The organism is Pseudomonas chlororaphis subsp. aurantiaca (assembly GCF_013466605.1).
In the GTDB taxonomy this organism is placed as follows: domain Bacteria; phylum Pseudomonadota; class Gammaproteobacteria; order Pseudomonadales; family Pseudomonadaceae; genus Aquipseudomonas; species Aquipseudomonas chlororaphis_I.
This window is the reverse complement of record NZ_CP059162.1, coordinates 2,558,296-2,581,161: the sequence shown is the minus strand read 5'-3', so window position 1 is coordinate 2,581,161 and position 22,866 is coordinate 2,558,296. Positions and strand designations below refer to the sequence as shown.

The window sequence follows — 22,866 nt, the reverse complement described above, 5'->3', positions numbered from 1 at the left end:
TTGGTATATAAGCATGTCAAGCACCCTCTCCGAGGCTTCACCACCCCGTCGCCGCCTGTCCCGGGAAGAGCGCCTGCAACAGTTGCTGGAAGTGGCCTGGCAATTGATCGGCGCGGAAGGCACCGAGGCCCTGACCCTGGGCCGCCTCGCCGAACAGGCCGGAGTGACCAAGCCGGTGGTCTATGACCATTTCGTCACCCGCGCCGGGCTGCTGGCGGCGCTCTACCAGGACTTCGATGCACGCCAGACGCTGCTGATGGACGCCGCCCTGGACCGCAGCGAAGCGACCCTGGACAGCCGCGCGACAGTTATCGCAGGCTCTTATGTCGACTGCGTGCTGACCCAGGGCCGGGAGATCCCCGGGGTGATCGCCGCGCTGGCCAGTACGCCGGAACTGGCGCGGATCAAGGAGGAGTACGAGCTGATCTTCCTGGAAAAATGCCGCGCCGCCCTCGCCCCCTTCGCGGCCCCCGGGACCATAGCCACGGCTAGCCTGCGGGCGATGCTCGGGGCCGCCGAGGCGCTGTCCCATGCCGCGGCCACCGGAGAAATCAGCCGCGAGCAGGCCCGCGACGAGCTGTTCGAGACCATTGTCGCCATGGTCGAGCGCAGCGCGCGGCGTGGTGCCGGCCCGGCTTAACCGGCTTCACCTGCCACCGCCACGGCAGGTTTCATCGAGCCGAACCACCAGGTCACAAGGGCACACAAGGCCATGACGCCGCAGGTGCCGACAAACACCGTGCGCATACCGAAGTGCCCGCCGAGAAAGCCCCCGGCCAGGGGGCCGAGCACCTGCCCGACGTACTGGCTGGAAGTCGAGTAGCCAAGCATCCGCCCGGCGATGTTTTCCGGCACCGAATGGCGAATGATGCTGGAGATGCAAGGCAACAGCCCGCCCAGGGCCAGGCCCATGAGAAAACGCAGCAGCACCAGTTGCCAGGGGGCGCTGACCAGCGCCTGGGGAATCAGCAACAGCGCCGCCGCGGCCAGGCATACAGTGAGCACCCGCCAGTGGCCGATACGGTCGGCCAGCTTGCCCAGCTGCGAAGCGGAAATGATGCTGCCCAGGGCCGTGGCGGACATCACCAGCCCCGCCATCAGCGTGACGTTTTCCGCCCGCAGTTCCTGCAGATACACGGTGATGATCGGCTCGATGGACATGGTCGCGAACATCAGCAGGCAAGCCACCGCGAACATGCTCAGCAGTGGTTTCTTGTCCGTCACCGATGCCCAGGAATGGTCCGGCGCCTGGCCCTTTTGCGTCGCCGTGCGCGGCTCGCGCGGCGCCTCCTTCAGCAGGAAGGTGGTGGCCAGGAAGGTCACGAAGATCACCGCGCCGGCGATAAAGAAGGTGCTGCGGATGCCGATCAGCGGCGGCAGCAGGCCACCTACCAAAGGCCCGGCCAGGCTGCCGGCCATGATCCCCGAAGACAGCACGCCCAACGCCCAACCGGAGCGCGCCTTGGGGGTTTGCGTGGCGACCAGGATGGTCGCCCCCGAGGCATAACCGCCGAGCAAGCCTGCCAGCAGGCGCAGCAACACCAGTTGCCAGACGTTCTCCGCCAGGCCGATCAGCGACATGGCCAGCGCCATGCCGAGGCTGGCGCGGATCAGCATCAGCTTGCGCCCATAGCGATCGCCCAGGCGGCCCCACAAGGGCGCGGTGATCGCCGCCGACAGAAAGGTCGCGCCAAAGGCCACGCCGGACCACTGGACGATGGCCGCCGGGTCGCTGACGCCCAGTTGCTCGACGTACAACGGCAGGAACGGTAACAGCAGGGTCATCGCGACAATGGTGGTGAACGCCCCCAGGGCGCACACCGCGAGGTTGCGCTGCCAGTAGCGTTCGGCGGGAGACAGCGGCTGCGGGGTGGACATTGGGGCGCTCCATCGGTCAGGGACGGGGCCACGCTACAGCCTCGAATTCGATAAATAAAATTCATGTTTTTTATAGAGTGGATTCCTTTTGGGAATCCATACAACGCCTGCTGTGATGTCGCGCGCGTGCTGGATTCAGTCGCGCTTCCAGCGTTTGCGGGCATGCAGGTACGCCGCGAGGTCGCCGTAACCCAGCTGGGCCGCCACCTGGGCGCGGCTCTCGCCGAGAAACTCCAGCTGCTGCTCCAGCTCAGCGCGGACCTGATCGAGCAACTGGCGAAAGGTCATGCCCTGCTCTTCCAGGCGCCGACGCAGGGTGCGCGGGCTCTGGTACAGCGCCTCGGCCTGGTTCTCCAGGCTCGGCACCACGCCACGGGCCAGGCTGTCGCGCATGCTGGCCGCGACCTTGCCGGTCCAGCCGCCCAGTTGCAGGCGCTGGGCCAGGCGCCGGTCCAGCTCGCTGCGCAGCAACTCCTGCATGCCGGCGTGGCGCGTCAGCAGCGGCAGGCGCAGGGTGGCCTGGTCGTAGTACAGGCAGTTGCGCGGACAATCGAATTCGAGGTTATCGCCGAACCACTGGCGATATTCAGCGTGGTAAGCCGGCCGAGGATGGCTGAAACAGGCGCGCACCGGCCGCACAGGTTGCCCGGTGCCGTGACGCATCTGGGTCAGGGCCATGACGCAGTAATGCTCCACCACGTAGCGGGTCAGCCTGGCGGGGGCGTCGATGCACAGTTCGACGCCCAGCAGATCGCCGTCGCGGACCAGCCTCAGGCTGTCCATGTCCGAGGCCAGCGCGGCGTAGTCGGCCCAGCATTGCATGGCGCCGCGCACGTCCGGGCAGTACAGGCAGATGTAGGCCAGTACGTGCAGGTCCTGGGGGGTGAATTCGCCGAACAGGCGCAGGCCGATGGCCGGGTCGCGCTCTGCCGCCAGGCGCCACAATTGTTCGAGCTCGAGCAGGTTGTAATCCTGGCGGTCGCCGCGGGTCTGGCGTTGCAGCACCCGTTCCAGCACCCGGCCGAGCTGGCCCCGGTGAAAGCGGCGGACCGGTTGATTGGCCTCTTCGCCAGTGTTTTTGTCCAGTTCGCGCATAGGGTCCGGGCGGCTCTTGGTTTCTTATTGTTCGGGCAATGCCCATGTCGGGCCTGACTCGAGATTGCCATGAATACAACAATGCTCGCCAACAATCCAATCCTGGTCGTGGCCGGGATTTTCCTCGGTTTCATCCTCCTGGAAATCGCCTGTACCTGCTTTCGCCAGCCCAAGGGTCAGCGCCGCGATGTGCTGATCGAGATCATCGGTTCCTCGCTGTTGCTCGGCCTCACCTTCCCCCTGGTGATGTTCCTCAGCACCCTGCTGCTCGACACCTTCGCGCCGTCCCTGAAGAACAGCCTGGGCGACCTGCACTGGGTGGCGGGCGCGGCGCTGTTCTTGCTGCTCGATGACATGACCCAGTATTGGTGGCATCGCCTGACCCACCGCCTGCCGTTCCTCTATGCGCTGCACCGCGCGCACCATTCGGCGCCGTACATGAGCATCCGCATCGTCTACCGCAACAACAGCTTCTATTACCTGCTGATGCCGGGTATCTGGCTCTCCGGCCTGCTCATCTACATGGGCCTGGCGCCGGTCTACTACGGCTACCTGATCGTCAAGATGACGGTGATCTTCGCCGCCCACAGCAGCGTCGCCTGGGACGACAGGCTCTATCGCATCCCGGCCCTGCGCCCGCTGATGTGGCTGCTGGAGCGGACCATCTCGACCCCTTCCACCCACTCCGCCCACCACGGTTTGAATGCCCATGACGGGGTGACCCACTACAAGGGCAATTTCGGCAATCTGCTGTTCTTCTGGGATGTGCTGTTCGGCACCGCGAAAATCACCCGCAGCCGGCCCAGCGCCTATGGCATCGAGGATTTGCGCCCCATCAGTTGGCAGCAGGAACTGTTCTGGCCGCTGGTGCGTTCGCCCAAACCCGTGGCGCGTCCCGAAACCAAGCAGGAGGTGGTGCAATGAGCTTGCATATCACGCTGCTCGCCGGCTCCAGCCAGCTCGACAGCCAGTCGGCCAAGGTCGCCCATTACCTGGGCCAACGCCTGCAACAGTTGAAACTCTGCGAGCAGGTCACGCTGCTCGACCTCGGGCGCTCGCCCTTGCCGCTCTGGCCAAGCCCGGACTCGAACGACACCTGGAGCCAATACTCGGCCAGCTTGCGCCAGGCCGACGCGCTGGTGGTGGTGACGCCGGAGTGGAACGGCATGGCCTGCCCGGCCATCAAGAATCTCTTCGTGTATGCCAGCCACACCGAGCTGGGGCACAAGCCGGCGTTGCTGGTCGGGGTCTCGGCCGGCCTCGGTGGCGCCTACCCCCTCGCCGAGCTGCGGGCCTCCAGCTACAAGAACTGCCGGATCTGCTACCTGCCGGAACAGCTGATCGTTCGCCAGGTGGAAGGCGCATTCAATGCCCATTCCGAACCCACGCCCGAAGAACGCCACCTGCGCGCTCGCGCCGACTGGACCCTGGAAGTCCTGGCCGAATACGCCGGCGCGATGAAGCACCTGCGCTCGCGCATCGACATCCGGGCCGTGCCCTTCGCCAACGGGATGTAGCACCGCGACACCGGAAGTGAATGCCCCGGTGGGTGCCCTGCCTCCCCCAGCGCCGCGGAGAAATTCGCGTTCGCCAGGGCCCGCCCCCGCCAAACTGTGGCTACAGTCTTAGGAGCCGCCACGGGCCTGGACGCCATGCTGCACGCCGGCAAGTCCATGAGCGGCCTGACAAAGACATGGGCAGCGGTGAACCTTATCGCCGCCTGCCCGGTCGATAGATGCAGTCTGGCCAGGTTTGGCGATAAGCCCCCGTTTCTTCCAATGGGGCGTCGTACGGCTGGTTTCATTTCCTGGAGAACACCCGTGATAACGACCCGACACATCGCCAGTCTCAAAGCCTGGGGCGCCCATGGATTCACCGCTACCGGCGTGGTCACGGCCTTCCTCGCCACCCTGGCGCTGTTCGACAACCAGCCCAAGGCCTGCCTGCTGTGGCTGGGCGTGGCGCTGATCGTCGACGGGGTCGACGGCTCGCTGGCGCGCAAGGTCAATGTGCAGTCGGTGCTGCCGCATTTCGACGGCTCGGTGCTGGACCTGGTGATCGACTACCTGACCTATGTGTTCATCCCGGCGCTGTTCATCTATCGCTACATCCCGCTGCCGGACTACAGCGCGCTGTTGGCGACCTCGGTGATCCTGGTGTCGTCGCTGTTCTGCTTCTGCAACGTCAACATGAAGAGCAAGGACAACTATTTCGTCGGCTTTCCCGCGGCCTGGAACGTGGTGGCGCTAGCGTTGTACATCCTTGCCCCGACGCCCTGGCTGAGCCTTTCGAGCATCGTGGTCCTGGCGCTGCTGACCCTGACCCGGATGAAATTCCTCCACCCCTTCCGCGTGCGCCGCTTCATGCCGGTGAACATCGCGGTGACCGCCATCTGGCTGCTGTGCAGCCTGTCGCTGGTGATCAACCATCCCTACAATGGCCTCTGGGTGATGGGCCTGTGGCTGGCGATGTCGGCGTACTTCCTGGGCATCTGCATCTGGCGCACCGCGCTGGGCTGGTTCGACCGCGCACGCACCTGACCCCCTGCCGTACCCCTGACCGCAACGAGACTCGACATGCTCTACCGCTTCGCCGCCGACACCCTGGTATCACTGCACCTGGCCTTCATCCTGTTCGTGCTCTTCGGCGGCCTGCTGGTGCTCAAGTGGCCGCGCCTGGCCTGGCTGCACCTGCCCGCCGCGGCCTGGGGCGTGGCGGTCGAGGTCTTCCACCTGCCCTGCCCGCTGACCGACTGGGAAAACCGCATGCGCCACGGCGCCGGCCAGCAGGGTTATGGCGACGGCTTCATCGAACATTACCTGATCCCGCTGATCTACCCGGCCGGGCTGACACCGCAGATCCAGCTGGGCCTCGGCGCGCTGGTGCTGCTGATCAACGCCCTGGTCTACGGGCGGCTGTGGTGGCGGCGCCGGCAGCCTTGAAAAAACCGACGGCGTGGCTGGCGAATCCCGCGCCACACCCCACCCCGTCTGTGTATATTTCCAGGCAACCCAATGGGCAACGGCGATCGGCGATCGCTTCGAGTGGAGTCCATAGATGCCCGATTTCCAGATCCGCCAGCCTTGCCCACCCGGCGCCTGTGACTGCGACCGCGAGCGCCTGCTGCAAACCCCTGGCACCGACCTGCGCATCCTCGGCCTGACCCGCCAGGAAGAAAAACGCCTGCTCGACCGGCTGGAGAACCTGCAAAGCCTGAGCGACCTCGAACACATGCAGCGACGGATGTACGAACTGCTGGGCATCCGCGTGCAGATCGCCCCCAGCTTCAACGAAGTACGCAGCATGCGCGGCATCGCCATCCAGCTCGACGAGCTGCCGGGCCTGTGCCGCAAGACCCGCCAATCGATCCCCGCCGCGATCCGCCGTGGCCTGGAGAAGAACCCGGAAATCGCCTACCGCCTGCTCGACGCCCACGACCTGTTGCGCGACGCCTGAACTGGAATACCCCCTATGAAACCCACTGTCACGACCAGCCCTTCGATCGTCATCAGCGACACCCTCGACAGCACCTTCGAAACCCTGCTTGATCACGGTCTCGCCACCTTCAATGAGCAGATGACCGGCTACAACGATCGGCAGCCCCTGGCCGTGGAACTCAAGGACCCGGAAACCGGCCAGGTCCTGGGCGGCATCAGTGGGCGCACCTCCCTGGGCCTGCTGTTCATCGACCTGTTCTACCTGCCCGACAGCCTGCGCGGCGCGGGCCTCGGCGCCCAGCTGCTGCAGGCGTGCGAAGACGAAGGCCGGCGCCGCGGCTGCCGCTCGGCCGTGCTCTACACCCTGAGCTTCCAGGCGCCGTCCTTCTACGAAAAACACGGCTGGCAACGCTTCGGCGAAATCCCCTGCGACCCCGAAGGCAGCAGCCGGGTATTCATGAGCAAGGTTTTGTAGGCGGCCCGAACGCTAGGCCCGGGAGGCTTTCTCAAGGCCGGGCAGCAAGGTGCCTGTCCCTTTCGCTGGCGGCGTGCTGTCAGGCGCAGGCTGCGGCTCCTTCACTTCGCCATTGAACGCCTTGTGCATCTTCACCGTGTCCAGCGCACCCACCCATTTGGCGATGGCCAGGGTGCCGCCCCCGTTGCCGATGGTGTTGGTGATCGCCCGTGCTTCCGACATGAAGCGGTCGACGCCCAACAGCAGCACCATGCCTGCCACCGGAATGGTGCCCAGCGACGCCAGGGTCGCCGCCCCCCAGCCGTAGGAGCGAGCGGGCGGCGATCCGACTTGCCCGCAATCGCCGCGACGTGGAATGCCTTTACCACCGAGTTATCGTTCATCGCGCACCAGGACCCGTTCCCTCCCTTGCTCCTGCGGAAGCTATACGCCTCCATGCCTTTCAACGGACCGTGTCAACCTGATCTCCGCCTCCGTGCTACTGATCATCCTGGCAAACCGCGCCGGGATATGCGCGGTTACCAGCCCCTCCTTCACCACGCCAGGATAGCGACAGACCACGACCTCTTGCTCCGCTTGTTTGAGCAGTAGTGTCCATTGCACCGGGGTGCCATCAGCCCATTCCGTCCGGGCCTTGAACAGCGGTGATCCTTCGGCATAGCCGACATGAAAATCGGCCGGCATGAGGCCACCCGGAAAAGTCCGCGCCTGCATGAAACCGAACATCGAATCATGCTGCAGGAGGCTCTGCCGTGCATAAGGCCAGACGTACTGGCGCAGGAAATACTGATCCGCGAAATGCTGCGACTCGACACCGGCGCTGAAGAACGATTGCGTCAACTGCTCCAATGGCGGTAGAGCACCGGCCACCACGCCCCACAGCCCCGCCAGCATCAGCTCGGTATGGGTGGCGCAATCACGCATGCAGTGGAACCGGCAATCACTGTGCAACCACTCCTCGACCGCCTCGGCCTCTCGGGTCGAAATCACCGAGTCAGCGTCCCGGAACAGCACTCGGTGCAAGTGCTCATCCTGCAGCGCGAGGAACCGCCACATCGGGCCGGGCCAGCCATGGGCCTGCTCATCGACCTGTATGACTTGCGCTCCTGCTGCGACCAGCCTTTCGACCACGCTCGATGGCACGCTGTCGTCGATATAAAAACGGCATGTCCAATGCGGATAGATCATCGGTTGCTCAATCACGTTGAGCACTGCCGTTTCGCAATACTTGGAGTCGGCACCGAACAACGAGAACGCGATGATGTTCTTATCCCGCGTTTGCGCGGAAGGCAAAGGCGGCATTTCCGGTGCCATATGGGGCGCCGCTGGCGTCACGCCGAAACGCTGATCCCGCAGTTGCAGGGCCATCAAGCCGTACTTCCTGACGTCCTCCCATTGCCGCAAAGCGCCATGCCCATGGGACAAGGCGTCGAACAAGGCAAAACCATGGCCTCCACGCGCCAGTGCCTGTTCGGCATAGCCCACTGCCTGTTGCCAACGCTCGAGCTTCAGGCAATTGACCGCCGCATCGATCCAGGCCTGCGTCAGTCCAGGAGTCATGCGGATTGCCTGCTGGCATACATTGAGTGCCTCTTCGTAGCGCCCTTGCTGATGCAGAGCCTTGGCGCGCTTGCCAGCGGTTTCGACCAATAACTGCGCCGAATTGCGGATTGCCGGAATACCGGGTTTTCGAGCTTTTTTAGACATGACAAGGTCCTCGCTGGGCCGCCCGAAGGCCAGCCCAGCGTGCAAATGTGTTGTATGGAACAGGTGATGCTTAACGTTCGCGCAAGGCTTCGCGAGCCCTGTTGAGCGGTTTGACCAGGTATTCCCAAACCGTTTTGCCACCGGTGTGAATGTCCACGGTGGAGATCATCCCGGGAAAGATCGGGAAGGCTTCTCCACTTTTGTTGAACAGCGAGTCGCTTTGGGTGCGGACAAAGACCCGGTAGTAATAGACATCGCGTTTGACATCATCCTGGATGGTGTCTGGCGAGATCGTCACCACTTCACCTTCCAGGCCACCGTAAATGGCGTAGTCATAGGCGCTGATCTTCACCGTGGCCCGCTGGCCTGGATGCAGGAAGGCAACATCCCGCGGCGAGATCCGCGCCTCGACCAGCAATTGATCCTCGATCGGCACGATCACCATCAGCCGGCCGTTCGGCGGGACGACACCGCCCACGGTGTTGACCTCAATGTCTTTCACCACGCCGCGCACCGGCGACACCACGGTCAGGCGCGACAGCATGTCGGCACGCCCACGGGTCACCGATTGCTGGGCCTCGACTTCACCATTGGCCTTGGCCAGTTCTTCACGCGAACGCACCAGGTATTGGGTGCGCGTATCGTTGGCCTTCATTTCCAGTTCGTTGGCCTGGCGCTTGAGGCGCAGGACTTCGACGTTGCTGGCCGCGCCCATCTTGGCCAGCCGCTCGGTCATCACCAGCTCCCGCTTGACCAGGGCCAGGGCTTCCTGAATACCCGCCAGGCTCTTGGCCAGGCTGTCTTTACGCGACTTGAACAACGCCGTTTCCGAACGTACCAGGGCCGGGTCCTCCATGACATAGTCGGGAAACGCCAGATCGCTCCCCTCGACTTCCGCACGCAAGCGGGTGGCCGTTGCCAGGGCGGCACGGGCTCGGGAGGAACTTTCGTCCACCGAAGACTCGGAACGTGTGCGGTCCAGTTGCGCAAGCACTTGCCCGGCCTGAACCACGTCGCCTTCCTTGACGTTGAGTTGCGCCACAATCCCGCCTTCGAGGGATTGAATGACCTGTTCCCGCGAGCTGGGAATCACTTTCCCGGTACCACTGGAGACCTCGTCGAGGGTAAAGCAGTACGCCCAGACCAGCAGCAAGGCGAGGCCGGCGAAGGTCAGCCAGACGAACCAGGATGCCCGGGGAAGGCGGCTGTGGGCTTCGAACAGGTCCGGACGGGTCAGGCTGAAATTGATCGGGTTCAAGCGATCGGATGAAGGTAATTTGATGTTCATAATCTCTCCCGTTCAGCGATCAGGCAGCGGACGCGCGCGGCTTGCTCATCTGGCTGATAACGATGTGTTTGGTGTCGTCCAGAACCACTCGGCCCTTGTCGACCGCGATGATGCGGTCCACCCACTTGAGGACGGCCGGCCGGTGCGTGGCGACGATCAGCGTGCGGCCTGCGAGCCACGGCAGCAGCTTTTCAATCAGGTGCTGTTCGCTGAGTTCGTCGAGCCAGGCAGTCGGCTCGTCCAACAGCAGCACGCGGGGGTTGCGGATCAGCGTACGAGCCAGCAAGAGCATTTGCCGCTGGCCGCCGGACAGGCCCTTGCCACCCTCACGGATCAGGTGATCCAGGCCATCGGGCAGCGACTGCACCAGGGACAACGCGCCACTCAAGGTCAGGGCCTGAATGATCTCGTCGTCAGTGGCCATGGGTTTACCCATGATGATGTTGTCCCGCAGCGAGCCGAAGAACAGCGATGCCTGCTGGCTGAGAAAGCCCACATCACGGCGCACGTCATAGGGGTCGATCATCGACAGGTTCAATGAGTCCAGCAGTACGTTTCCTTCCTGGGGGGCCTGCAAGCCGGACAACAGATGCAGCAGGGTCGACTTGCCTGCGCCGTTGCGGCCCAGGATCGCCACTTTCTCGCCGGCCTTGATCGTCAAGCCCGGGATTTCCAGCGATGGCTGCTTCTGCTGCTGCTCGTAGCGGAACTTCACGCCCTCGAAGCGGTAGTCGCCCTGGATCACCGGACGGTGCAACATCTTGCTATGCAGGGGCTGGTCGACCGGGCGTTTCATCAACTCATCCAGGCCTTCACGCGCGACCTTGGCCTGCTGCCAGCGCGACATGACACCGGACAGCTGAGCCAGGGGCGCAATCATCCGCGACGACAGAATCGAGGTACCGATCAAGGCCCCCGTGGTCAGGTCGCCACTGATGACCATGAAGCAGCCCACCAGAATCACCAGCACATACACCAGCGATTGCAGCTCCTGGGTCCAGGTCATCAAGGCACCGGTGATGAAGCGCTGGCGCATGCTGATGTCGGCCGAGACCTGATTGAGGTGGTTCCACTGGGTCTGGAAGCGCTGCTCGGCGCGCAGCAGCTTGATGTCTTCGTTGCCTTGGACCGCTTCGATCAGAATCGCATTGCGCAACGAAGCCTCGCGCATGCCTTCCTTGGAGTACTTGGCCAACCAGCGCTGGGCCAACAGGCCGGGAATGATCAGCAACGGCAGGATCGCCAGCGGTACCAGGGCCATCATCCCGCCGACATACCACAGCACACCGAGGAACAGGAAGAAGAACGGCAGGTCCGCCAAGGCATTCACTGTGGTGGACGTGATCAACTCACGCACCTGCTCCAGTTCGCGGATCTGCGAGATGAAGGAGCCGGTGGATTTCGACTGGTCCTGGGTACGGATGCGCAGCGCATGACCGAAGACCCGATCGGAAATCCGCAGGTCGGCGCGCTTGCCGATCTTGTCGGTCAGATGGGTGCGCGACAGACGCATGCAGAACTCGAAAACGATCGCTATGACCACCCCGCCGAACAGTACCCACAGGGTCGGCTCGGACTGGGCCGGAATCACCCGATCGTAGATCTGCATCGAAAACAGCATGGCGGCCAGGGCCAGGACGTTGGCGATCAGCGAAGCCAGCATCACATCGGAGTACCGCCGCCAGTCGTGCAGCGCCAGTTTCCAGAACCAGTTGGCCTCATAAGGCTTGATGTAGTCGTCGACCCGGGCATCCGGCGCCGACACCTCCGGGCGCAACAGCAGAACCCGTTGCACCCGCGCGCAGATCTCGTCTACCGGCAAGGCCTGCAGCACACCCTGCTCACCGCTCAAACGCACACCGGCGAACTGGCCGTTGTCGACACTTTCAATGACGCCGACCTGACCGTTGTCGAACTCAGCCACCACCGGCAGGCGCCAGGGGTCCAGGATGCCTTTGTCGAGCTTCTCGAAGCACAGCGACATGCCCATGTCGCGGGCCATCTGCTTGAGCTGTACATCGGCCGGATGCTCGGCTTGCCAGTCGAGCATGACGCGTACACGCTCTGCCGAGGTCTCCAGCCGATAATGCCGGGCCACTTGCAGCATGGCGTCCAACCAAGGGTTTGCTACATCCGCCACAACGGTCGGGGAATCGGCTTTGGGGATAGTGGTCATGATGAAGCTCCCATCAGGGCAAATACGTTGCGCATATGGCCGGTGGCATTGATGTAGTTCACCTGGGCCAGCCAAAGGTCGTGCCGGGAGTTTTCCTGGTCGGTCTGGGCCTGGAAGATTTCCTGTTCGGCGTTCAACAGATCGAGCAAGGACCGCGTACCCAGCGCCAGGTATTGCTGTTCGTACAGCGCACGGGTATCGACCATGCTTTTGTAGCGGTCACCCAGCACCTTGATCCGGCTCGACAGCCCGGCCATTTGTTCTTGCAAGCGGAACCAGGAATTCTGGGCTTCGAGCTTGCGGGTATGGATGCGCTCTTCGGCGGCACGGGCTGCCTGGCCCGCCCCGCGAATCCGCGCCGATGGCGCACCGCCGTCAAACAGACTGTGCTTGACGCTGACGGTCAGGGTGTAGGCGTATTCGTCCCGACCGGTGGGGACATTGCCCAGGTACTTGTCGACGCCCGCATCCAGGGATACGGTCGGCTTGGCGTTGGCTCGGGCCTGGCTGACCTGCGCCTGGGCGACACTCCATTCGGCTTCGGCCTGCTGCACCCCAATGGTCATTTCCACATCGGGATCAATGGTTGCCAGGGCCTGGACCAAACGATTCTCGGGCACCGCAATCTTATTGAGCGGCTCCTGGCCAATCAGAGTGCGCAGCTTGCTACGTTGCTGGCTCAGTTGAGTCTGGCTGGCGAGCAGCGACGCTTCGGCCGCCTCGACCCGCGATTGCGCCTGGATCAGGTCGGCCTGGGTGCTGGCCCCTTCGCTGACCCGGCGCGCAGCCAGTTGCTGCAGTTTTTTCAGTTGTTCTTTTTGCGATTGGGCGGCATTGACCAGCGCTTCGTAGCGACGAACCTCGATCACCGCCTCCGCGGCCTGCAGGGCAATGTCGTCGATCTCGCCCTGCCATTTCACTTGTTGCAGCACGACGTTGGATTCGGCCTCGGTGACAGCACCGCCAACCTTGCCGAAGTCATACAGCATCTGGCTGGCCGTGAGCGACAGGGCCTGACCGTTGCTGCCGAAACTCTGCCGGCCGGAACTGATGCCCACGTCCACTTTTGGCAGGTATCCGGCGCGTGCAACGTCGATGCCTTCACGTTGCTCCTCAAGGACCGACGCCGCATCACGAATCGATGGGTAATGACTGACCGCCAGCGAGACGACTTGCCATAAATCATCCGCTTGCACCGGTGCCTGGTTTGCCGAAGCGAACGGCGCGCGTGCGGCCTTGCCGTCCATTGCCGGCAAACGGTCATAGGAGAACGGATTACGTTTACCCGTGGTGCCCGACTGCTTGTATACAGGCTGCGCAGGTATCGATTGAACCGGCCGCGGGGCTGGCGCTGGAGAAGTGCTTACCTGTGCACATTGCGGATTGCAGACGATGTGCTTCTGCGCCTGGGAACGAGGTGATGTATCAGCAATCACCTGTTCGGAAAAGCCCAGCAAGGCGATCGACGATACAACAGTGATCAGGCCTGATTTCCAATATTTGTAACGCATTGTGGTAGACCTCCATGAAGCAAGGTCTCCATGGTAAGAACCCCACACGGCGGGATCTGTAGGGTAAACCCTAAAGCGTAAGCAACCTGATAAGGCGCAATGTCCATCACGAAAAACCTGGGCCAGACTTACGATCGGCACTGTTGCCGCAGGTCAGGTTTTTGGATGGGCGAAAAAAAACGCAGACTTATCGTCTGCGTTTTTCTCATACCAAACCTTCCCCGGCCGATCCGTCGGCCGAGAAAGTGTCTTTACATCACACCACCAACTGGTGGTTTTGCAGCAGGGTCAACAGGTCGGTCTTGACATCGACCAGCGTGGCGATGGAGCTGAAGCCGAACTCAGCCCCGGCACCATCACGATCAACGCTGATAACCGTATCGTTACCCACGACCTGCACTTTCAGGTAGTCCAGCAACTCGGTAGAGGCGCTGTCCAGTTTGGTCACACCCTGGTCCTGATACAGCCCCGCCGTGCCTTTGTAGCCCAGCAGTTCGCTGACATCGATGACATCGGCATTACCGTCGGTGAGCACATTGCCTACGTGGAAGCTGTAGATCTGATCGCTACCATTGCCACCGGCGGCATTGCTGGCGTCCAACACCTTGTACAGCAACGTGTCATTGCCGCCATTGGTGAGGTAGATCACATCGTTGCCAGCGCCGCCTTCGATCCGGTTGTTGGCCGAACTGTCGGTGATGCTGTCGGCGTACGCACTGCCGATGATGCCTTCGATGCTGATCAGGGTGTCAGTCCCCATGCCGATCGCCACACCCGACTCCAGGTTGATCTGCATGGCCAGGGTGGCACGACTGTAGTCGACCACGTCCATGCCCTGCGTCGCGCTCCAGGTCTGGGTACCGTCCATGGCGGTGTTCCAGCCTCCGCCACCGGTGATGGTGTCGTTGCCTTCGGAACCGAAGAAAGTGTCGTTGTAACCGGTCCCGACCATCCCCGACTCACCGATGCTGTCGTTGACCGCCGCGGTCGACTCCGCCGTCAGCACATAGGCATCGTGCGCCGCACCGGTCGTCAGCCCGCCCCAGTTCAGATTCACCGTGCCATTGACATAGTTCTGCTGATAGGTCGAGGCACCCACATGGTTGATGGTGCTGTTCTCGGTGCGCAACAACTGCACCGAGTACGTCTCGCTGGCGTCCAGGCCGTAGAAGTTCACCAGGCCCTGGCTGTTGCTCGATGCCGAGGACTGCGGGTTGATGATCTGGGTTGCAACCAAGTCCCCCGCCGAGTTGTACAGCTTGACGGTGTTGCCGTAGAACACGTTCAGACCGTTCTTGTCCAGGATACGGATATGCAGGCTGGTGCCGTCGGCCACCACGTTTTCGTTCCTGACCAGGATCGAGGTGGCGGTATCCGCATGCAGGCCGGCACTGGTGCTGCCGGCACGGTACATGATCAGGTCGACCGCGCCGTCCCAGTCATAGTCCACTGCCGTTGCACCGGTGATGTTGTCGTAGGTCGTGATACCACTGAGGGACTGCCCGGTGCCACTCCAGACGTTGTCGCCCTGGTTCAGGTACACCGTAGGCGAGCCTGTCTGGGCTGCGCTGTCAGTCGCATTGCGACGTGGCACCTCGATAACGTCCATCTGCCCATCGTGGTTCCAGTCCACGGCGAACGAAGCACCGCCATCCATGCTGTCGCCAAATTTCAACGACTGCTCGTTCTGACTCATCCCCAGCCAGTTACCGTTGGCATCGTTGCCAAGGTTGAGGTAGATGCGGCTTTCGTCAGTATCGGTTGCACGGTCGTCACCCAGGCTGCGACTGATGAACAGGTCCAGGTAACCGTCGCCGTTGAAGTCCGCCCAGGTCATGGAGATCGGCAGGTTACTATCGTCGAGCTGACTGTCCCGGCGGAACACACCTCCCTGGTTATAGGTAGAGGCGATGCTTCCGTCCGCATTGCTCAGTTGGACCGACAAACCTTTGAGCCAGTCGTAGGCTGAGTGACCCGCCAGTTCCACCGTACCGTTGTTGTTGACGTCGACCGCGCTGATTTCATGGGCAAAACGAGCGCCGCCTTCTGTCGAATAGCTCAACGTTCCTTGGTTATTACTGACCTTGATATAGGGGTCGGTGTCAGTGGAACCTGCAAATGCGAAGTCCAGATAACCGTCGCCTTGAGCGTCGTAAGCCACAACACCACCGACATGGGTTTCGGCACCACTGGCACCAATTCCCAAGACCCCCGCATTTCCAAGGGACAGCGATGTACCCGTATAGGTGCCGTCGCTATTTTTTGTCCACAGCGCCGTATTGCGGGTACTGCTGCTGGTCTGGCTCATGACGTCCTGCAAGCCATCACGGTTGTAGTCCGCAAAGACAGCCTGGCTGATGACCCCGCCGAAGTCGTGATTGTTGACCCCAGTCGGTTCCGCCAGGTAAGTGGCGGTATAGGTTTGATCGTCAACGCCGCTATAGACATAACCGGCATTGGCCATTGCACCGCCGCTCTGCGACATCGAACTCTGGAAGAACGACCAAGTACCGTCTTCGTTGACGGTCACCGCAGCGGCGTTCAAGCCATTCTGCGCGCCACTGGCGGTGCCACCCCAGGTTGTCTGCAGCACCCGGCTGCCGGCGGTTGTCGCATCGCTGGCAGTCACTTGCACCAGATCGCTGATATTGGAGCGGTTACCGGCAGCATCCCAGACCACGAAGCCGATCGAGTGGTTGCCCTTGCTCAACGCGGCATCAATGCGCCAGTCGCCTTGGGCATCCGCCGTTGCGTAACCCAGGATCTTGTCGACGCCTTCGCTGTAGACACCGTCCTTGTTGCTGTCTTCGACCAGTGCAATGAGCGCGCCGGACTCGACACGACCATGGACATCGCTGGCGAACGACAACGCGGCGCCCGTGGTAACGGCCGAAGCCACGACCGGAGCGACAGTGACGGGTTCCGGTGCATCCAGATCCACGACCACGGTGTAGTCGTTGAAACTGGTGCCCGTGGCGACGTTACCGGCAGTATCGACCAGCTGCATCTTCACGTTCAGTGTCTGGCTTTGGGCGAACTCAGGCAGCGTGTAGGTCCACAGCGAACCGCTGGACGACAACACGGTAACCCAGCTCTGGCCGTTGTCGAACGAGATTTGCAAGTGCTGCGCCGTTTGCAGTGCGGTGTTCAGCGTGCCAGATACAGTGACCGTGGTATCACGGGTAATCAGGTCGCTGTTGGTGGCCGTTTCGGCAGTGCTATGACCGTTGCTGATACCGACCGCGGTGTCGGTGGCGACGGTGAAGCTCGAGGTCATGCCGTTGGCGCCCAGGCCGACAGTATCGATGACCAGAACCTGGCTGCTGATGGTGCCACGGTTACCCGCCGCATCTACCACACGCGCCTGGACGATGTAAGTGCCATCGGCCAGCTCGCGGTCGGTCATGTCCAGGCTCCACTTCCCGTTTTCGAAAGCGGCCATTTCCCAGGTGTTGCCACCGTTGAGGCTGACTTCGACCCGATCGGTAGCCTCGGCGGCATCGCTCAGGGAGCCGTTGATCACCAGGCGATTGTCGTTGGTGATGAAGTCGCTCGGACTGGCGCCGCGGTCTTCGGTGATCGATTCGATCAGAGCGGAAGCCGCAGGTGCCGCGGTGTCGAAGGTGACCTCCTGGCTGGCCGTATCCACCACTTCGCCGCCGGCTGCAACCACACGCGCTTGATAAACCACAACGGAGTCGCCGTGTACGGTCGGATCTTCGAAAATCCAGCTCGTACCGGTGGTGGCGGCATTGGCCCAGGTCAGGCCACCGTCGCTGGACACTTGTACCCGTGCACCGCTTGGCAGCTCCTGGCTCAGCGTGCCCTTGACGGCAATGCTGGTGGCGCTGGTGATGAAGTCACCCAACACACCCGAATCCGGAGTGATATCGGTGATGTTCAGGCCAATGCCGATACCGGTATCGATGACCACCGCTTGCGAGGCTTGCGAGCCGACGTTGCCAGCCGCGTCAATGACGCGCACCTGATAATTGTGCAGGCCATCGGTCAACACCCGGGCATCGTCATAACGCCAGTTGAGGTCGCTCACGACCACATCGAACCAGGTGCTACCGTCGTTGATGCTGATCTGCACCTTCTCGTTGGCGCCCAGCGCCGTGGACAGCGTGCCAAACAGGCTCAGGGAAGTATCGGAGGTGATGAAATCACCCGGCACGTCGGTGTCCTGGTCAATGGCCGTGATCTGCACGGTGGCGGTTGGCGCAGTCGTATCGACAGTGAACGAAACCGCAGCACTGGCCACGCTTTCATTACCGGCCGCATCGGACTGGGTGGCGGTCAGGCTATGAGCGCCCTGAGCCAGCGGCGTCGATGGGGTGAAGCTCCAGGCGCCCTCGGCGGATACCGTCACACTGCCCAGCAAGGTGCCGTTGTCGTAGACCTTGATCGTGTCGCCGGCATTGCCGCTGCCCGTCAGGGTCGGGGTGGTGTCATCCGTGAAACCGTTCTGCGCCAGTTGCCCCTGGTACACGCCCACGTCATCGAACGCACCGGATACCACGGGTGCGGATGGCGCGGTCAGGTCGATATCCAGCGTGAAATCGGCCGAGCCTTCGGTACCGGCACCATTGCGCGCTACGGCGGTATAGGTGTGCAGGCCTTCGGTCTGCGTCGGCAGTTCCAGGCTCCAGTTGCCGGAAGCATCGGCCGTCACGCTGCCCAGGACCTTGCCAGCCTCGCTGACGGTGACCAGAGCACCGGCGGTCGCAGTACCGACCAGCGTCGGCGTGGCGTCGTCGGTCAGGCCACGGCTGGCGACATCCCCCTGGATGCTGCCGACGCTGTCGACGGCCTTGACGATGCTGACCACCACTTCACCGGTTTCGACGCTGAAGTTGAGTGCCTCGCTGGCAACGCTGGTATTACCCGCCTTGTCCGTGAGGGTCGCAGTGATGGCATGGGCGCCACCGGCCAATGCGGTGGATGCGGTGTAACTCCAGTTGCCGCTGGCATCGACCGTGGTCGAACCGATGACGACACCGTTGTCGTAGAGCTTGACCAGCGCCCCACTCTCCGCACCGCTGCCACTGAAGGTCGGGATGGCATCGTCGGTGACGCCGTTCTGGGCAATCGGGCCTACCTGTGCTCCTTGATCGTCAGTCGCGACGACCCGGACGGGTTGAGTCGGTGCCTGGGTGTCCAGGGTGACCGAATATTCGCCGGTCATCGGGCTCAATTGCCCGGCCGCATCGGAGGCCTGTGCCGTGATGTTTTTCACACCGTCCGCGCCCAGATCCACAGTGGTCAGGCTCCAGTTGCCACTGGCGTCGACCACGACAGAGCCGACAACGGTGCCATTGACGAACACAGTGACCAGCGTTTCTGCCGCGCCGGTACCGGTGATGGTCAAGGCGTTATCGTCGGTGGTGTCGCCTTTCTGCAAGGCGCCGGTGACCGTACCGACATCATCCAGCACTTGAATGATGGCCGGTGCCGCCGGAGCGTCTCCTGCCAGGGTGAAGTCCCAGGCCGCCGTCTTGTCACTGACATTACCCGCAGCGTCCACAGCCTCAGCCACGAAACTGTGCTCACCCGCAGTCAGTGGCAATGTCGGTACGAAGCTCCAGTTACCGGAAGCATCCACTGCGGCACTGCCGATCAATACGCCGTTGTCATAGACATTAACCAACGCCGCGTCGCCAGGTGCGAACGCGCCCGTGAACTCCGGTTGCGCATCATCGGTGACATCGCCACGAGCAATGGTGCCGGTAATTGTGCCGACATTATCCACCAGATCCAGCGAGCTTTCCTCGATGATCGGTGCGGTCTGATCGCTTGGGCCAGTCGGGGTTGCCTCGCTGACATTACCAGCCTCGTCGGTGGCAGTGATCGAACCTTGCTCATCCGCCGGAAGTGGGTTCGGCACGAAGGACCAGTTGCCGTTTTCATCGACAATAGTGGTGACGGTACTGCCGTCTGGCAGTGTGACGGTCACCGTATTGCCCGGCTCCCCGGTACCGCTCAGGCCATTGCTATTGTCCTGGTCAATGACAGGGGGCACTGGGGGCGTCCGATCGCCGGTGCCCGTGCCCACAGCATCGCTGGTATTGCCAGACTCGTCAGTGATGGTGATCGTACCCTGCTCACCGGGTTTCAGCGGGCTCGGCACGAAGGACCAGTTGCCGTTTTCATCGACAATAGTGGTGACGGTACTGCCGTCTGGCAGCGTGACGGTCACCGTATTGCCCGGCTCCCCGGTACCGCTCAGGCCATTGCTATTGTCCTGGTCAATGACAGGGGGCGCTGGGGGCGTCCGATCGCCGGTGCCCGTGCCCACAGCATCGCTGGTATTGCCAGACTCGTCAGTGATGGTGATCGTACCCTGCTCACCGGGTTTCAGCGGGCTCGGCACGAAGGACCAGTTGCCGTTTTCGTCGACAATAGTGGTGACGGTACTGCCGTCTGGCAGTGTGACGGTCACCGTATTGCCCGGCTCCCCGGTACCGCTCAGGCCATTGCTATTGTCCTGGTCAATGACAGGGGGCACTGGGGGCGTCCGATCGCCGGTGCCCGTGCCCACAGCATCGCTGGTATTGCCAGACTCGTCAGTGATGGTGATCGTACCCTGCTCACCGGGTTTCAGCGGGCTCGGCACGAAGGACCAGTTGCCGTTTTCGTCGACAATAGTGGTGACGGTACTGCCGTCTGGCAGTGTGACGGTCACCGTATTGCCCGGCTCCCCGGTACCGCTCAAGCCATTGCTATTGTCCTGGTCAATGACAGGGGGCGCTGGGGGCGTCCGATCGCCGGTGCCCGTGCCCACAGCATCGCTGGTATTGCCAGACTCGTCAGTGATGGTGATCGTACCCTGCTCACCGGGTTTCAGCGGGCTCGGCACGAAGGACCAGTTGCCGTTTTCGTCGACAATAGTGGTGACGGTACTGCCGTCTGGCAGTGTGACGGTCACCGTATTGCCCGGCTCCCCGGTACCGCTCAAGCCATTGCTATTGTCCTGGTCAATGACAGGGGGCGCTGGGGGCGTCCGATCGCCGGTGCCCGTGCCCACAGCATCGCTGGTATTGCCAGACTCGTCAGTGATGGTGATCGTACCCTGCTCACCGGGTTTCAGCGGGCTCGGCACGAAGGACCAGTTGCCGTTTTCGTCGACAATAGTGGTGACGGTACTGCCGTCTGGCAGTGTGACGGTCACCGTATTGCCCGGCTCCCCGGTACCGCTCAGGCCATTGCTATTGTCCTGATCAATGACAGGGGGCGCTGGGGGCGTCCGATCGCCGGTGCCCGTGCCCACAGCATCGCTGGTATTGCCAGACTCGTCAGTGATGGTGATCGTACCCTGCTCACCGGGTTTCAGCGGGCTCGGCACGAAGGACCAGTTGCCGTTTTCGTCGACAATAGTGGTGACGGTACTGCCGTCTGGCAGTGTGACGGTCACCGTATTGCCCGGCTCCCCGGTACCGCTCAGGCCATTGCTATTGTCCTGGTCAATGACAGGGGGCACTGGGGGCGTCCGATCGCCGGTGCCCGTGCCCACAGCATCGCTGGTATTGCCAGACTCGTCAGTGATGGTGATCGTACCCTGCTCACCGGGTTTCAGCGGGCTCGGCACGAAGGACCAGTTGCCGTTTTCGTCGACAATAGTGGTGACGGTACTGCCGTCTGGCAGTGTGACGGTCACCGTATTGCCCGGCTCTCCGGTACCGCTCAGGCCATTGCTATTGTCCTGGTCAATGACAGGGGGCGCTGGGGGCGTCCGATCGCCGGTGCCCGTGCCCACAGCATCGCTGGTATTGCCAGACTCGTCAGTGATGGTGATCGTACCCTGCTCACCGGGTTTCAGCGGGCTCGGCACGAAGGACCAGTTGCCGTTTTCGTCGACAATAGTGGTGACAGTACTGCCGTCTGGCAGTGTGACGGTCACTGTGCTGCCCGGCTTGCCGGTACCGCTCAGGCCATTGCTATTGTCCTGGTCAATCGTAGGAGGTGCCGGTTGCGCGGTACCCATTATTCCGGTTTCGACACTCGCGCTGGAGTTACCGGCAGCATCAGTGACAATGATTGATCCGCTGACACCCGGGGTAAGTGGGGTCGGGATGATGCTCCATTGACCGTCTGCCCCCACGGTTGCAATGACGGTACTGCCATCGGCAAGACTGACGGTAATGGTGCTGCCCGGCTCGGCGCTACCGGCCAGGCCATCCTGGTTGTTCTGGGTCACTACCGGCTCGGCAGGCGCCGTGACGTCAGCCACGCCGGTGCTGGTCGAACCGCTCTGCACGCCATTCAGGCTGGCTTGCAGGGAACCCTGTTCGCCATCGGCCAGCGGATTGGGGTTGAAATGCCAGAGCCCGGTATCATCGGCCACTGTTGTGACCACAGTACCGTCGGCCAGGGTCAGGGAAATGGTCGCCCCGGCATCGGCCTTGCCGGTCAGGCCATGCATGTTGTTGAACAGTACGCTCGGCGTCGACGGTGTGGTCGGCCCCTGATCGGCACTCGCCGCATCGGAACTGCTACCGCCGCCACCACCGCTGTGATGGCTGGCAATCGCCACCGCGCCGCCCACGGCGGCCAGGCCCAGCAAGGGCGCCAGCCAACCCGTGGACTCGACTTCAGCCACGGCCAGCAGCGAGTCGATCGACTCAAGCGACACCAGTGACACGCCAGTCCAAGGGACCGAGTAATCGGCGATCAGCAGCTCACCAGTGTTGGGATCTTCGAACACCAGATCGCTTTTTACGCCATCGACCACCTCGAAAAAGCCATCGATGGAGATGGTTTCACCACTCTTGAGCTTGATAACAAGACGTTCGCCTTCGCGACTGACCGACTGAATATCCTCGGCTGCCGTGGACATCTTGATGACCGCCGGCCGATTGATTGTCAGCAGATTATTGCCCGTGACATCCAGAGGATGCCCAGTGTCTTTTGCGATGATCTTGATCGGTAACATAACCACTCCGTTAAACATTCAATTCAAGTCCTGCACAGAGCGAAACGGCTACTCAATGGCGGTTTCGTACTGTCGTACCTCCTTCCAATACCGGTCCTTGGGAACAGCGTTCTCTCAGGACCGTTTCACAATGGGCGGAGCCAATGCTTGGAATTAATCAAATGGTAAGGAGCCCCCCTGAAGGGGTATTTAGGGAAAAACCTAAAACGCGCCGATCCGAACAGAGTCGAGGCGCGAGCGAGAAAGGAAAGAAGGTAGAAATCAAAATACGAGCAGCAATCCGATTGGATCAATGCTGGAGACATGACCACCCAAGGTGGTCAGCAACATGAAAAATAGAGCGCAAGAAGGTAAGTCAGTCGTTGAA

The 22,866-nt window shown here is 62.2% G+C and carries 14 protein-coding genes and 1 pseudogene; 7 read left to right on the top strand and 8 right to left on the bottom strand.

The genetic code is table 11. From position 1 onward, the window contains the following. Positions 1–13 precede the first annotated feature (13 nt). Positions 14–640 carry a TetR/AcrR family transcriptional regulator gene (locus H0I86_RS11990; RefSeq protein ID WP_180925168.1) on the top strand — a complete coding sequence of 209 codons (627 nt, stop codon included), beginning with the start codon at positions 14–16 and terminating at the stop codon, positions 638–640. Here the strand turns inward: H0I86_RS11990 and H0I86_RS11985 are convergent. Continuing rightward, positions 637–1,878: an MFS transporter gene (locus H0I86_RS11985; RefSeq protein ID WP_180925167.1), complete on the bottom strand. Its 1,242-nt coding sequence runs from the start codon at positions 1,876–1,878 to the stop codon at positions 637–639. The genes H0I86_RS11990 and H0I86_RS11985 overlap by 4 nt on opposite strands. 135 nt (positions 1,879–2,013) lie before the next feature. Beyond that, positions 2,014–2,973 carry an AraC family transcriptional regulator ligand-binding domain-containing protein gene (locus H0I86_RS11980; RefSeq protein WP_180925166.1) on the bottom strand — a complete coding sequence of 320 codons (960 nt, stop codon included), beginning with the start codon at positions 2,971–2,973 and terminating at the stop codon, positions 2,014–2,016. 69 nt (positions 2,974–3,042) lie between these two features. Here H0I86_RS11980 and H0I86_RS11975 point away from each other — a divergent pair, with 69 nt between their 5' ends. The 6 genes from H0I86_RS11975 (at position 3,043) to H0I86_RS11950 (ending at position 6,885) form a co-directional block, all read left to right on the top strand. Continuing rightward, positions 3,043–3,897 carry a sterol desaturase family protein gene (locus tag H0I86_RS11975; protein ID WP_180925165.1) on the top strand — a complete coding sequence of 285 codons (855 nt, stop codon included), beginning with the start codon at positions 3,043–3,045 and terminating at the stop codon, positions 3,895–3,897. Continuing rightward, positions 3,894–4,490, top strand: a complete 597-nt coding sequence (locus H0I86_RS11970) for an NADPH-dependent FMN reductase (RefSeq protein WP_180925164.1) — start codon at positions 3,894–3,896, stop codon at positions 4,488–4,490. Before H0I86_RS11975 ends, H0I86_RS11970 begins: the two co-directional genes overlap by 4 nt. Positions 4,491–4,793: 303 nt before the next feature. Beyond that, complete coding sequence (pcsA, locus tag H0I86_RS11965; RefSeq protein WP_180925163.1) at positions 4,794–5,513, top strand: phosphatidylcholine synthase; 720 nt, start codon at positions 4,794–4,796, stop codon at positions 5,511–5,513. Positions 5,514–5,549: 36 nt separating this feature from the next. Continuing rightward, positions 5,550–5,915 carry a DUF2784 domain-containing protein gene (locus H0I86_RS11960; protein WP_180925162.1) on the top strand — a complete coding sequence of 122 codons (366 nt, stop codon included), beginning with the start codon at positions 5,550–5,552 and terminating at the stop codon, positions 5,913–5,915. A gap of 115 nt (positions 5,916–6,030) precedes the next feature. Further along, positions 6,031–6,429 carry a hypothetical protein gene (locus H0I86_RS11955; protein ID WP_025809645.1) on the top strand — a complete coding sequence of 133 codons (399 nt, stop codon included), beginning with the start codon at positions 6,031–6,033 and terminating at the stop codon, positions 6,427–6,429. 15 nt (positions 6,430–6,444) lie between these two features. Next, positions 6,445–6,885 carry a GNAT family N-acetyltransferase gene (locus tag H0I86_RS11950; RefSeq protein WP_180925161.1) on the top strand — a complete coding sequence of 147 codons (441 nt, stop codon included), beginning with the start codon at positions 6,445–6,447 and terminating at the stop codon, positions 6,883–6,885. 12 nt (positions 6,886–6,897) lie between these two features. On the opposite strand, the pseudogene H0I86_RS11945 reads toward H0I86_RS11950, so the two are convergent. The 6 genes and pseudogenes from H0I86_RS11945 to H0I86_RS11920 all read right to left on the bottom strand — a co-directional run. Then, positions 6,898–7,179: pseudogene (locus tag H0I86_RS11945) on the bottom strand (C4-dicarboxylate transporter DctA); the annotation flags it as partial. Between the two features lie 129 nt (positions 7,180–7,308). After that, positions 7,309–8,592: a tetratricopeptide repeat protein gene (locus H0I86_RS11940; RefSeq protein WP_180925160.1), complete on the bottom strand. Its 1,284-nt coding sequence runs from the start codon at positions 8,590–8,592 to the stop codon at positions 7,309–7,311. A gap of 70 nt (positions 8,593–8,662) precedes the next feature. Next, the gene (locus H0I86_RS11935; RefSeq protein WP_180925159.1) at positions 8,663–9,880 is read right to left on the bottom strand and encodes a beta-barrel domain-containing protein; all 1,218 of its coding nucleotides are present in this window, start codon (positions 9,878–9,880) and stop codon (positions 8,663–8,665) included. Between the two features lie 19 nt (positions 9,881–9,899). Continuing rightward, entirely contained in the window at positions 9,900–12,056 is a 2,157-nt protein-coding gene (locus H0I86_RS11930) for a type I secretion system permease/ATPase (protein WP_180925158.1), read from the bottom strand. Further along, positions 12,053–13,567, bottom strand: coding sequence for a TolC family outer membrane protein (locus tag H0I86_RS11925; RefSeq protein ID WP_180925157.1), 1,515 nt, complete (start codon positions 13,565–13,567; stop codon positions 12,053–12,055). The genes H0I86_RS11930 and H0I86_RS11925 overlap by 4 nt, the downstream gene beginning before the upstream one ends. A 256-nt stretch (positions 13,568–13,823) precedes the next feature. After that, a complete protein-coding gene (locus tag H0I86_RS11920; protein WP_180925156.1) occupies positions 13,824–22,499 on the bottom strand; it encodes an Ig-like domain-containing protein in 8,676 nt (2,891 codons plus the stop codon). Positions 22,500–22,866: the final 367 nt, after the last annotated feature.

Excerpts from the sequence above, each read along its gene's own strand:
- H0I86_RS11955 (WP_025809645.1), top strand. The coding sequence starts at position 6,031 with ATGCCCGATTTCCAGATCCGCCAGCCTTGCCCACCCGGCGCCTGTGAC.
- H0I86_RS11920 (WP_180925156.1), bottom strand. The coding sequence starts at position 22,499 with ATGTTACCGATCAAGATCATCGCAAAAGACACTGGGCATCCTCTGGAT.
- H0I86_RS11925 (WP_180925157.1), bottom strand. The coding sequence starts at position 13,567 with ATGCGTTACAAATATTGGAAATCAGGCCTGATCACTGTTGTATCGTCG.
- H0I86_RS11930 (WP_180925158.1), bottom strand. The coding sequence starts at position 12,056 with ATGACCACTATCCCCAAAGCCGATTCCCCGACCGTTGTGGCGGATGTA.
- H0I86_RS11975 (WP_180925165.1), top strand. The coding sequence starts at position 3,043 with ATGAATACAACAATGCTCGCCAACAATCCAATCCTGGTCGTGGCCGGG.
- H0I86_RS11985 (WP_180925167.1), bottom strand. The coding sequence starts at position 1,878 with ATGTCCACCCCGCAGCCGCTGTCTCCCGCCGAACGCTACTGGCAGCGC.
- H0I86_RS11940 (WP_180925160.1), bottom strand. The coding sequence starts at position 8,592 with ATGTCTAAAAAAGCTCGAAAACCCGGTATTCCGGCAATCCGCAATTCG.
- H0I86_RS11980 (WP_180925166.1), bottom strand. The coding sequence starts at position 2,973 with ATGCGCGAACTGGACAAAAACACTGGCGAAGAGGCCAATCAACCGGTC.
- H0I86_RS11950 (WP_180925161.1), top strand. The coding sequence starts at position 6,445 with ATGAAACCCACTGTCACGACCAGCCCTTCGATCGTCATCAGCGACACC.
- H0I86_RS11960 (WP_180925162.1), top strand. The coding sequence starts at position 5,550 with ATGCTCTACCGCTTCGCCGCCGACACCCTGGTATCACTGCACCTGGCC.
- H0I86_RS11935 (WP_180925159.1), bottom strand. The coding sequence starts at position 9,880 with ATGAACATCAAATTACCTTCATCCGATCGCTTGAACCCGATCAATTTC.
- H0I86_RS11970 (WP_180925164.1), top strand. The coding sequence starts at position 3,894 with ATGAGCTTGCATATCACGCTGCTCGCCGGCTCCAGCCAGCTCGACAGC.
- H0I86_RS11990 (WP_180925168.1), top strand. The coding sequence starts at position 14 with ATGTCAAGCACCCTCTCCGAGGCTTCACCACCCCGTCGCCGCCTGTCC.